This window comes from Hymenobacter tenuis (genome assembly GCF_054780495.1).
In genome coordinates this window covers 384,702-397,393 of sequence record NZ_BAAGWF010000001.1, presented here as the reverse complement: position 1 = coordinate 397,393, position 12,692 = coordinate 384,702, and the positions used below count along the sequence as shown (strand labels likewise).

The window sequence follows — 12,692 nt, the reverse complement described above, 5'->3', positions numbered from 1 at the left end:
ATGTTAAGCAGTTAGCAGATATGTGGTAGCCCACTGATGCAGCACAATAAGTAGCCACACACGGTTGTACAAGTGGTCTTCTCCACCCTCAAACCGTTGCACTAGCTCGCTTACCACCTCGGGCCGCACAAAGCCCGCCTGTTCCAGCACTTTCGGATTCAAGTATTCTTCAATCAGATAGTGTAAGTCATTCTTCAACCAAGAGCCAAGAGGAATCGAGAAACCCCACTTCGGCCGATCAAAGATGTGAGCAGGCACGTAATCATACAGCACTTGTTTAAGCAGATACTTACTGACTCCATTCTTCACTTTTAAGGCTGGGTCCAAGTTTAGAGCAAACTCGGCAATACGATAATCCAACAGCGGCCCCCTTGTTTCCAGAGAGTAGCGCATCGACGCTCGGTCTACTTTCACTAGTAAATCATCCTGCAAGTAGTATTGCATGTCGAAAATGGCTTGCTGCTCAGCAGGTGTCAGAATGCGTGGACTAGGCCACTGCTCGGGAAGCGCTGGCAAACCGTTCATACCGGGCCGCAACAACTTCTCTATTTCCTTCTCTGAAAACAGGTATTGCTCTTGCGAAAAAATGTGGCTCCGCAGCCGCTCCTGAGCTGGATAATTTAACAGGTCAGCTACACGCTTGTAGCGGTTTCCCATCTGCTGCATCACGAGCCGGGCTGGATGGCGCAACAGGTTTACACTACCCTTTGCCAGCCGATTAGCCCAGGTGTACATTCCATACCCATGAAATAGCTCATCGCCTCCATCTCCCGATAAAGCCATCGTCACATGCTGCCGGGCCAACTTCGATACCATTAATGTTGGTACTGCCGACGAGTCGGCATACGGTTCGTCATAAATAGTGGCTAGCTCCGCCATGCTGTCGCGAGCCTCTCGCTCCGTTACCGTGAAGCTATGGTGGTCAGTACCTAAATGCTTGGCCACTGCCGCCGCGAAACTTGATTCGTTGTGCTTAGCTGAATCAAAGCCGATGGAGAAGGTTTTCACAGGTGTGGCCGATACATCCTGCGCCATAGCCGTCACCAAGCTGGAATCAATACCTCCACTGAGAAAGGTTCCAAACGGCACGTCGGCAATCATGCGATACTGTACGGAAGAATGGACAAGGTCATGTAGCTGCTTCTTAGCTTCCTGTTCATCCTGCAGTACTTCACCGCTAATTTTCTCCTCTAGCTTCCAATAACGTTCTTCTGAAAAATGCGACGCATTTACCCGGATGTGCGCGCCGGAATCCATCTTTTTAATTTCATTGTAGATAGATCGCGGCCTTGGAATGTATCCAAGATATAAGAACTGGTTGACAGCAGCCTTATCAACAGTTAAGCGCTGCCGTATTGGTGTTAGGCTTACCAATGACTTCAACTCCGACGCAAAAGCGAAGGAGTTAACATCTAAATAATAGTAGATCGGTTTTTTCCCCAGCCGGTCCCGAAACACATCCAACTGCTTAGTCTGCTTATCATAGATAGCAATAGCAAACATTCCATTCAGTTCCTGCACAAAATCAGGGCCTAGCTTCACAAAAGCTTCCAGTATCACCTCCGTATCGGAAGTTGTACGCATCTGCAGGCCTAGTCGGTCGCGTATTTCCTGAAAATTGTAGACTTCGCCGTTAAAGATTGTAATGTAGCGTTCGTTGTGCGAAAACATCGGCTGGTTTGCAGCCGAGGATAAGTCGAGAATGCTCAGGCGCCTATGACCTAAGCCTATTTGCTCGTCGAAATAAAAGCCATCTGCATCAGGCCCACGGTGCGCTAGACACGTAGTCATGCTCCGCAGCATGTCCTCTGTAAGAGGAGAAACCGGTGTACGATTTAAAAAACCAGCAATACCGCACATAAATGAATTCCTTAATGGTGCAAAGCCTCAAAGTTAATTAATATAATTCACTTTGTGTATAGTGCAGTTAAGCGCTCAAAATAAGTAGTAAACGCAAATTTTTGGCGAACATCCTCTTTACCTTGGTTCGAGATTTTATGTGCAAAGTCTGGATGCTTTACTATATATTTAACAGCTTCACAAATAGCATGTGAATCCGAATAAGGCACGACTAAAGCGTTGTGATTATGCTTTACTAACACACTAGCTATTCCTGATATAGTAAAAACAGAAGGGAGAGACAATGCCAATGCTTCAAGATACCCTAGTCCAAATGATTCATATTGCGCTGAAGTAGGCACATGGATAAAAACATCAAATGATTTATAAAGCGCTATAATATCATACTCATAGTTAATTTCAACAAATGAGTTCTTAGGCAAGAATGAAAGTAATCTTTTAACTTCATCTTTATACGGTCCACGAGCATTAGCCAAGATTAATTTAGCTTTTGGATATTCCAACAAAATATTTTGAAAAGCTTCAATAATATATTCATGACCTTTAGGCTTATCATAACGGGCTACTACTCCTAAAACAGGATAATCAAGTGCTTCTATATTATATTTATACTTCAGATTTTGAACCCTACTTAATTCTATTTGTTCGTAATTAGCAAAATCTAGGCCATGAGGAATTAGCTCAATTTTGTTTAAAGATAGATCTTCTTCTTTATTGAGAGTTTCTAGTACAGATGGTGATATAGCTATAACTCTAGTAGAGAGATAATTTGTAATTTTATCGATTATCACACCCTTTGTATGATTTGAGTGATGTTCATTTCCGTGGTGACGAGTATATATAATTTTAGGAATACCTACTAATCTACCAGCACATGCTCCCAATATACCTGCTAAGAAAAAGTGATTGTGAATCAAATCAAATCTACCTACCTTTAAAGCCTTAAAAATTTTGCACACACAAAAAAACCATTCTACAGTACTGTTAACAAAGAAAATTTGCGTATTAATATCTTGCTCATTTAAAAATTTTGAAAATTTATCACTGGCAGGGTTTAGTTGAATTACCAAGAGTTGCTCCCCCCTATTTTTCAGGCTAGATAGCGTCTGTTCTAAAGTCTCCATCCTATCTACTCCAGACGTGATAAATGCAATTTTCATACCGGGCATATTTAAGTTATATTAAAAATGAAAAATGCAATTTTATTTCACCGTTTAACATAGTATACACCTAGAGCTGTTATAACAATACTATACAATTTAAACCTTAAGGCTTTCGGCAGTACCTTTATGAAAATTTCATTATCTATAGCTCGCACTAAGCTCCATTGGCCGAATAATGAAAATATAAGCATCTTAAGAAAGCTCTGCTTTGTTGGCGCAAAATATCCGTATTTATAATATAAATTAGGTCTCAATTCCGATAAGGTTTTTTGAGCAGTTTCATATTCTCGAAGTCTAAGTATATATTTTTCACAAGTTATTAAATCATCATGCCAAGCTTCAGCATTATTAATAAAGTAAATTGGCACACCAGCTTCAGATGCCCTCATAGCAAGATCAAAATCTTCAGCATCTTTTAAACCAGGTTCGAAGCCACCTAACAATTGAAAGGTATCTTTTGAAATAGAAAAGTTCGCCGCTGTTATAAATGGTTTATTTTCATCCAATAAAAAATACCCGTTTGAATTACTGTATTTATCCATCCATCCTCTGCTCATTTCCGCTTTAAACCTAAGGAAATCAGTATTTGTTTTATTAAAATCCTCTATTTGAACTCCTACACCAATAGAACTTGGTCTAGCTATAAAATGCTTTATGTGGGATTCAATACAATGCGATAGAGGACGCATATCATCATCTAGAAAAATAAGCAATTCCCCTGTAGATTCTGTAACACCTCTATTTCTAGTGGAGGCTCGACCTTGATTCTCCTGAGAAACTATTTTGAGATTCTTTAGATTGAATTCATTGTTCGATATTAAATCTAACGTTTTATCTGTAGAACCATCTACTACAACAACTACTTCATCAATAGGATATGTCTGTTGTTCTAAAGATCTAAGCAAATTCAATACTTTATATGCTCCGTTATAAGTCGGCACTATTACTGAAACAACCATCTTTTCGAAAATTAAATATATGTTTTAAGACAAAGTTTTTTTCAGGAGGTCTTCATACTGATATTCCGCATAAATTTTGCCATCTTTTAATTCATAAATTCGATTACAATCACGCAAAGTAGTAATACGGTGCGCTACAATAAGTATTGTTATATTAGTTTCTGACAGCTTATTTATAGCTTCACTTACTTCACGCTCAGTTTGATTATCTAATGCACTTGTAGCTTCGTCCATTATCATAATTTCAGTCCGCTTATATAAAGCACGCGCTATACCAATGCGTTGACGTTGGCCACCTGATAGTTTAGAGCCGCGTTCACCTATTTCAGTTTCGATCCCATTAGGCAATGAAGCAATAAAATCAGTTAACGAAGCTTGTCTAATAGCATAATCAAGACGGTCATTATCAATATTTTCATCATATAGAGTGATATTATTTTTAATTGATGCCTGCATCAGAAAAGCATCCTGCTTGACATATCCTACAATATCATACCATGAATCAATATTTTCATCGCTCAATGGCTGTCCATCTACGAAAATATTACCCTTACCTTCAACATAAAATCGCAATAATATATTCATAAGCGTAGTTTTACCAGACCCTGACGCTCCAATAAAACCAATAGTGTCGCCTTTGTTTATAGTTATATCAATATCATCTATTACAACTTTATTTGACTTTGGGTATGAAAATGAAATTTTATTAAAGATTATATTTTGAGTAAATGATATCTTTTTCTGCTGATGATTTATAGGATTACTATATTCTTCATATTCAGATAAAGCATCGAAAATATAACCTTGTTGTTTAATTGACATTACAGCCAACAAAAGTCTATTTACAGAAGGCATTAACCGGTAAGCAGATGCTGCGAAAAGTCCTATAGTCAGTACTAGAGCACTAGAATTGGAGAAAAGCAACGAATAAATAAATATAGTAACAACAGCCATAATAGCTGCCATTTCAATCACTTTAAGAGGTAATAGTGAAAAAAGGTATGACCTCGCTTCCAAATTCTGAATCTCTATTTGCTTACTTAATAATTTATCTTTAAAATATTTATGTTTTTTTGATAACTTTAGTTCAACAAATCCGGAAAATACATCCATCATTAATCCATAAGAAACGGGTCTCAGTTTATCAAGTTGAGAGCCAATCACTGATGACCTATTTTTTAAAAATCGGTAAGTCAAAATTGTTGTTGGAGCCAAAACCGCTAATAGAATAAACATGAGCATAGGTTGATATACAAAAATACCAATACATATGACTGAAATTATGAGAACCTCAGAAAAATATGTAAACAAGTTTCTTATCACTTGTGACACCAATGTCATAGGAAGAGCTAATATATTATGGGTCAGAGTACTAGTTCCTACTTCTAAAAAGTCATAATAGGGTATATTCAGATATTTATCATACTGGTGTTGAACAACTCTCACGCCTATTTTAGCAGTAAATTTAACTTGTTGATAATTTATTAAGGTAACAAAAACATTTTTTAATATAAAAAATAATAAAATTGAAACAATTATTGATAATAAGAAAATTTTCTCAGAAGAAAATCCAAAATTTTCATAAATATATAATGCATATTTATTTTTAAAAACAGAACCCGGCTCTGATGCGGCCATTATAATTGGAACTAATGAGGCTAAACCAAATACATCAAGCAATGATCCAATAATGAGCAAAAAAAACATCCATATAGCTTTTATTTTTTCTTTTCTATCAAGATAACTTAAAACGTTAATTAAAGCTTCATTAACAATGTTACCTTTGAACAATGAATTTTTCATTTATTTTGAATGTTTTTTTGATTAACTACCTAGGGGGAGCGAAACTTAAGTAATAGCCCCATTTATCATGTAGAACGATCTACTATTTGGCTTACGATCTATAATAAGCCGATTGAAGTTTCAAATACAAAGATAGTATACAAATGCTAGTTCGTTGTATCGTTACCCACTAAGACCATATTATACTCAATTCTTCAGCCCCAGCATTACGTGTTTATAATATTTGGACATAGTGACATACTCCTCCGAAAATTACATGCTACTCCTTAAGACATAGTAAAGTTGCTGGGCAGCTGCGGGTAATGGCAGACGGATGTGGCTGGTTATGTTAGGGACAGTTTGAAGTGCAAAGCAGCGCCGAGAAGGATAATATCACTAGCTTCAGAACTCAGCTCAAACTTTTGGGAATGATTACTGATGTGGTCCAGTAAAAACAGAAAGTGAGATAAGCTGATTTGGATGTCGCCTTCAAATTGATGCGGTGAGCGATAGACCAAGGCGGAGTGGCGGCGGTCCAAGTTGCAGTAAGTGTCGAAGTAGTAGGCGACTTCAAGGCTAGCCTCTTCCAGTGAGGCGAACGGGCTACCACCGGGCAGCAATTCAGTTTTGAGCGTGCTCTAGCCGGCTTAGGCGTTGTCGTAGGGGTACCCGGCTGGCTGAAGCCTGGGTACGGCCCCGCCGGCGGCGATGCGAGCGCGGCAGTCCACACACGTATACTGACTTCCTCGTTCCGCGTGGACGATGAGTCCCGGCGCGGGCTGGCGCAGCGTCAGAGTTTATTTCAGAGCGTGGAGCACGAGTTCGCTGGGTATCTGCGTGGCTGGCTAGGTGTCAGCACAGCACGCGCCGCGAGCAGGCATCAAGCCAGATAGCACCAGCGCCCGCTGACTAAGGCAGGTACGTGATATCGCCCACCTACACTTGATTGGGGGCCGTTGGAGCCGGCTGGCCCAGCAGCCGATTTTCGGTTATAACGGCCGCCGTGTCGGCCACCGCGTGCACGGGCGTTGGGCCGCGTGCTTAACGCCCTTACCCCCTGCCGATGCAGTTATGCACGGATGGTATACCGGCCGATGACGTGGCCTTCGGTGCGTAATTCGGTCCGTAACCGGCAAGTACCGTAGCGGCCGGCATGCGCGCAAAGGCCTCCTGAGCTGCTGCGTTACAAGGTACCTACGTGAGGGCGGGCCGCTGCAGCCACTAGCAAAAGCCAGCTGTGCTTTCGGTTAACGAGCGGGAGAGTGCATGCAGGGGCTACGGCTCTGTGCACGCCTGAATGAACTAGTATTTGCTCCTGACTAAAGCTGTTGGAAAAAGATGTTCACGACTGTTTAAACACATCGCGATCCATTTCTACGGCTTGAGTTCGGCGCGCAGCCACTTAATCTCCTCGCGCTCGGCGCTACTGGGTACGGCTTGTTCCAGCGCCTGTCGCTGCCAGCGGTCCAACAACGCTGGGAACGGGCTACAACACTTAACCGAGTGCCAGCCGCCATTTGGTACACGCACTCCACTTTTTAAAAGCGGGGGTACATTTCTTGCGGGTGGTTGTCAGCCCACCAAGGTTCAGTTTTTCGGTCACGAGCAGTGGAAGATAAGACTTCTCACTGACCGATTCAGCTATATTACTACACTGTAAGGACAAGCCTATAAATTTAGAGTGCAGATTTTTTTCACAGGAGTGCAACTACATATCTTAAACCAAAAATAAAACAGCGTAATAGGTAAAAATAAAGATCACCAAAAACTTATTATACTACAAAGTTATTTGATGACTTAATTCTTTTTTGAAATTCCTTTACTTGCCTGTAATAACAAAAAACCAACTTAAATTTTAGCACAAAGTCTAGTAATACAATAACCTGTTTATTAAAGTTCATAATTTCATTTTTTTTATTAAGCAAGAGAGCCTTGAAATATCTCATACTTACAATTTGTTTTATAATAGGCAAGGCCGTGTACGAAGCATCTTTTAATATCAATAAAATTATACTTTGATTATATTTATTTAATAACGCATTTTGATAAGCATATAATCTTGTCATTACATTCGCGGAAGAATAATACAATTTTATACAGTATTTAAAATTAAGCCTTGAAGGAGTCATATAATGTATTAAAAATAAATCTGAGCAATACCATATTTTATAACCAAGCAATTTGGCAACATAGCATATTTCATCGTCTTCTCCTCCAACTAGACTTTTAACACTTTCACCTTTGCGACCCTCAAACAAGCTTTTAAAACCATAGTAGTTCATTTCGTGCCAGACAGAATTACGCATAAACATCCCGGCTCCCCATAAGACTCTATCTTTTACTTCTCCATCAGGCATCGGCACTGCTTTACCATCTAACATAATTTCTGGTGTACCAACTGCATAGATACCTTGAAATGCGGAGAACCAATCTGGAGCATTAGAATCGAATGCCGCATCGTTACGACCGCCTAAAATACCTATTCTCTCATTATTATGTAAAATATCAAAACCTAATTGTAGATAATCTGTATTCAGGAAGTTGTCATCATCAACAATGCATATGTATGTAAAACTGGCTTGAGAATGAGCAATTTTTAGTGCAGCAGGCTTACCAGGTTTCGGCTCATAGAATACTTTTAATTCCGCCGTAGCGCCAAGATCCTTCCAGTAATTTATAGCAACACTGCTAGTATCATCAGTTGAAGCATTATCCACCAGAATGACTTCCCAAGGAATATTGGCCCTAATGTTTTGTTCAGCCAAATGACTTAAAACTCTTGGCAACCTCGATGCACCATTAAAGGTACACAAAAGAACCGACATTCCGACTTCAGGCATAATTAGAGCGCACAATTGAAAACTTTGTTGAATGAAAATATCAAATTTTACTTCAATTGTTTCTGTATCCCCTCTGTAGAATAATCGCTAATTACGTAGAATTTATTACAAGTATTATCTACACTAAATTCTAATAATTTATTTAAAAATTTTTGAGGAGATAAATAGTTATCATAATAATCAATCACATTGTTTTTCATAATCTCACAATCTTCCTTGCTCAAATTAAGCACCCTTGTAATTGCAGCAATTAAACCCTCTTCTCCTTCAAAAGTAATAGCATTAAAGCCATCTATTAATGGCGGATCAAACATATCTGGGAATTCTGTTATTGGTATGCAGCCAACTGAAATTGATTCTATTTGATTATGGCATTGCGGAACAGAAATTCCAGGACAATGAAGAAAAAAAACAGATTTGGATATTGTTGCCAACCATTCGGAGTAAGGGATATGACTCTCGCTATTTAATTTTTCATTTTGATCCCATACATTTAAAACCAATTTATTAGTAAAATCAGATTCAATTATATGTTTTTTATAATTGAATTTCTCAATTAAATGATCCAACAAACCCATTTTCAAGTTGTTTACAATTTCCCAACGGGTCATAATATTAAATACTTTATTCAAAATATCATTATTATAATATATATCAGAGATATTACCAGCAAAAAATATTTTAATCTTTTTTCTGGTACTCCTCAGAGAAAATATAGATTCATATTGTCCATTCTTGTATATATCAGGATGCATAGCATAAGGCATTAAAGGAAAATCTTTTTTCAGAGTTACTTTGCCATTAACATACTCAAAACAATTTATATCAATTTTAAATACTTTAGAATCTTTGTCAATTCGCTCCATCGCAATACCGGTATCACAAATACTCAAAATTGGTTTTTTTGAAATATTATTTGCAATTATAACTGATTTCAGTTTAATTAAATTATCATAAAAATTAATAAATGATGATAAGTGCAAAGCATTATTTTTTAATACAGAATTAATCTTGCATATATCAATAAAATAAAATAATAAAATATGCACCCTTTCTAATCTCCTACTATTTAAAACAAAATTTATATCTTCAGAATATAAACCGATGTTTTTTTTACTCTTACTTATTTCAAGCCATGATTTAACCATCTTGGCGTATATACTGAGTCTATGTTTTATTCCCATTATTATTGAAAGAAAAATGAAAATTACACCCCAAAAATACTTTTCAATCTAGAAAACCATATATTATTTTGCAAGAACAAACGGATTGCACTTGGAATATAAGGAGGATTTCTATCATAATAAGAAATTAACTGATCAATGGAATTAGCAGGTATATTATTTAGAAATTCCCATTTATGCGGCCATATAGGGTGAAAATTCTTCGCGCTTTTATAATTATTTTCGTCAAGACCAGCCCAAAAATCTAAATAATTCTCCTTATTAAAATCATCTTTATGACTCCAATTGTATACTTTTTCAGTAATTTCTTTATGTGGCCTTGCCCAAGACTGGTGAAGTATATAAAAAGGAGCATATATATTAAACCAACTATTAACACGAGCGTATTCATAAATAGGGTTATTAGTGGCTATCGGATTACCATCTAATTTAAAGTAGTTATTATTCCCTGTAACCAAGAATGAATTTGATAATTGTTTAAACAAATTAATATATTGGCACCTGATATTAACTGGTCTATCATGGTGTTGCATCCGTAGCCAACTGCTAAATCTAGCAAAATCCAAGAAATATTCATCAGAATCAATTTGGACATGCCATCCACCCTTACCCATCCTCTGAGCAATTAAGTTACGTTGCCTAGTATCATTTTCCATCGCAGTAAGTGTAGTTATATGAAAATCATCTTCATATAAGTCAATTTTATTCAATGGGTCTATTCGTACAAGCATATCATTAAACTTCTTTTCATCGAAGGTAAAGGGATTTCCAGACCAACTAATACGATCTCTGTCTAAAGCTAAGCATATGACATCTGCATGATCATATATGAGCGGCACTGACTGCTCTAAATAGTACCAATCATAAGCAACGCAAAACCCAACCTTTATCTGCTGCATGAAAAAAAAATTATCAATTAAAAACCTGTTTACTTATATGCAATTTTAACATTAGAAAATGTTGAATCAAAGATACTATATCGATAGGGTACATTCGCAATAAATTTAGATATAAAGTTTAAGTGCTTATAAAGCTAGTCGTAATAAAATAGTCGTTTTTTAGTTTATTTTTCCGTGCCACTTATACCCTTTACCGAAAAGGAATGCAGCAGCATATGCTTAACGGACCGGCCTAAATATTAGGCCATCTCTCAATGTTGACCATATACGTCACGTGCAAATTGATCAAGTGCCATGTAATTGAGTGGATAATACTCATTAAACCAGCGTCACAGGCACCCATTGTGTATAGGGCAAAAAATGACAAGTCACAACTCTACTATACCCCAACCTGTATCATAATCAAATGTTAGAATTTGATAAAGTGCTGTAAGCTTCTGTGGGTGAATTGAACATGAAGTAGTGTTCGGCCAGTCGTCTGTATAATGCCGCAAGCGGCTGATGGTGTCGTTAAGGCACTTGGCCCAGAGATACCATCACCGTCCGATGTTTATGTCAGTAGCCTTAGTATGTTCTCTGATAAACTCTGTGTTTTAAGAAAAATTTAAGTTTTGTAAAATACATAGCAATCTATTGTAAGTGCGTTGCCCCAATGTTATAACATGTAAATAAGTAAGCACTTTGACAGCTGTCATTCCCTTATTGAAAAAGCGTGTGGAATACTGCTGAAAAAATTACTAATAGTCGCCACTTAGCTTCTAACCAATTATTAATACCAATTATTAATACCAATTATTATAATAATATCATTCATGTTAAATATATATTTAACATGAATGATATATACAACATCTAATTAATATAGGACAATTTTATTATCCCTATGCGTAAACATACATTAAGTAGATCTTCTAATTTATGCAGCCCTTCATTTAATTAATAGCCCTTGACATTAGCAGAAAAAGCTATACGCAACATGCGTATAGCTTTTTCTGCTAATGTCAAGGGCTATTAAAATGTACGAGGAGTATGACTGATTTGGCCCTCGATAGCAGTCTGCACATGCTCTTTAAAATATTCCAGCGTGCGGCGTAACCCTTCTGCACGATTAACCTTTGGTTCCCATCCAAGAATTTCACGTGCCTTGGCAATATCCGGCTTACGCTTCATGGGGTCGTTCTGAGGCAGTTCTTGGTAGGTGGGCTTGAACTCAACGCCCATTAGGTTTGCAATTTCTTCGCCGAACTCCTTAATGGTGATTTCATCAGGGTTGCCGATGTTCACGGGCAGAGCATAGTCGCTCAGTAGTAGGCGATAAATACCTTCGACCAGATCATCAACATAGCAGAAGGAACGGGTTTGCGAGCCGTCACCAAATACTGTTAGGTTTTCGCCACGTAGGGCTTGGCTCAGGAACGCCGGTAACACACGGCCATCGTTGAGGCGCATGCGTGGGCCATAGGTATTGAAGATACGAACGATGCGGGTTTCTAGACCGTGGTGATTGTGGTAGGCCATCGTAATGGCTTCCTGAAAGCGCTTGGCTTCGTCGTAGCAGCCACGCGGGCCTACCGGATTTACGTTGCCAAAGTATTCTTCTACTTGAGGGTGAATCTCCGGGTCACCATATACCTCTGAGGTGCTAGCAATAAGCATACGGGCACCTTTCACACGAGCCAGGCCTAGCAAGTTATGAGTACCCAGTGAGCCTACTTTCAGCGTCTGAATCGGAATTTTGAGGTAGTCAATAGGCGAAGCGGGCGAGGCAAAATGCAGGATATAATCTAGCTTGCCAGGCACGAACACAAACTTCGATACATCGGCGTGATGAAATTCGAAGTCTTCTTTGCCGAACAGGTGCTCGATATTGCTCAGGTCACCGGTGATAAGGTTGTCCATGGCAATGACATGGTAGCCTTCGGCAAGAAATCGGTCACAGAGATGGGAGCCCAAAAAGCCCGCACCGCCCGTAATCAGGACGCGTTTTTTATCAGACATATTTTTT

General features: G+C 38.4%; 8 protein-coding genes and 1 pseudogene. All 9 read right to left on the bottom strand.

The genetic code is table 11. The features are described from left to right. Positions 1-3 precede the first annotated feature (3 nt). On the bottom strand, positions 4-1,860 hold the full coding sequence (gene asnB, locus ACYVGU_RS01755) for an asparagine synthase (glutamine-hydrolyzing) (protein WP_460620653.1): 1,857 nt from the start codon (positions 1,858-1,860) through the stop codon (positions 4-6). A gap of 47 nt (positions 1,861-1,907) precedes the next feature. Beyond that, on the bottom strand, positions 1,908-3,020 hold the full coding sequence (locus ACYVGU_RS01750; RefSeq protein WP_460620652.1) for a glycosyltransferase family 4 protein: 1,113 nt from the start codon (positions 3,018-3,020) through the stop codon (positions 1,908-1,910). Positions 3,021-3,067: 47 nt separating this feature from the next. Continuing rightward, the gene (locus tag ACYVGU_RS01745; RefSeq protein WP_460620651.1) at positions 3,068-3,982 is read right to left on the bottom strand and encodes a glycosyltransferase family 2 protein; all 915 of its coding nucleotides are present in this window, start codon (positions 3,980-3,982) and stop codon (positions 3,068-3,070) included. Between the two features lie 24 nt (positions 3,983-4,006). After that, positions 4,007-5,785 (bottom strand): ABC transporter ATP-binding protein, encoded by a 1,779-nt coding sequence (locus ACYVGU_RS01740; protein WP_460620649.1) that lies wholly within the window; start codon positions 5,783-5,785, stop codon positions 4,007-4,009. Between the two features lie 323 nt (positions 5,786-6,108). Continuing rightward, a pseudogene (locus ACYVGU_RS01735) lies at positions 6,109-6,387 on the bottom strand (IS3 family transposase); the annotation flags it as partial. Positions 6,388-7,536: 1,149 nt separating this feature from the next. Beyond that, a complete protein-coding gene (locus ACYVGU_RS01730) occupies positions 7,537-8,604 on the bottom strand; it encodes a glycosyltransferase (protein WP_460620648.1) in 1,068 nt (355 codons plus the stop codon). A 47-nt stretch (positions 8,605-8,651) separates the two neighbouring features. Beyond that, complete coding sequence (locus ACYVGU_RS01725) at positions 8,652-9,788, bottom strand: hypothetical protein (RefSeq protein WP_460620646.1); 1,137 nt, start codon at positions 9,786-9,788, stop codon at positions 8,652-8,654. A gap of 23 nt (positions 9,789-9,811) precedes the next feature. Beyond that, positions 9,812-10,687, bottom strand: a complete 876-nt coding sequence (locus ACYVGU_RS01720; RefSeq protein ID WP_460620645.1) for a hypothetical protein — start codon at positions 10,685-10,687, stop codon at positions 9,812-9,814. 1,011 nt (positions 10,688-11,698) lie between these two features. Then, on the bottom strand, positions 11,699-12,685 hold the full coding sequence (locus tag ACYVGU_RS01715) for a UDP-glucuronic acid decarboxylase family protein (RefSeq protein WP_460620643.1): 987 nt from the start codon (positions 12,683-12,685) through the stop codon (positions 11,699-11,701). Positions 12,686-12,692 lie beyond the last annotated feature (7 nt).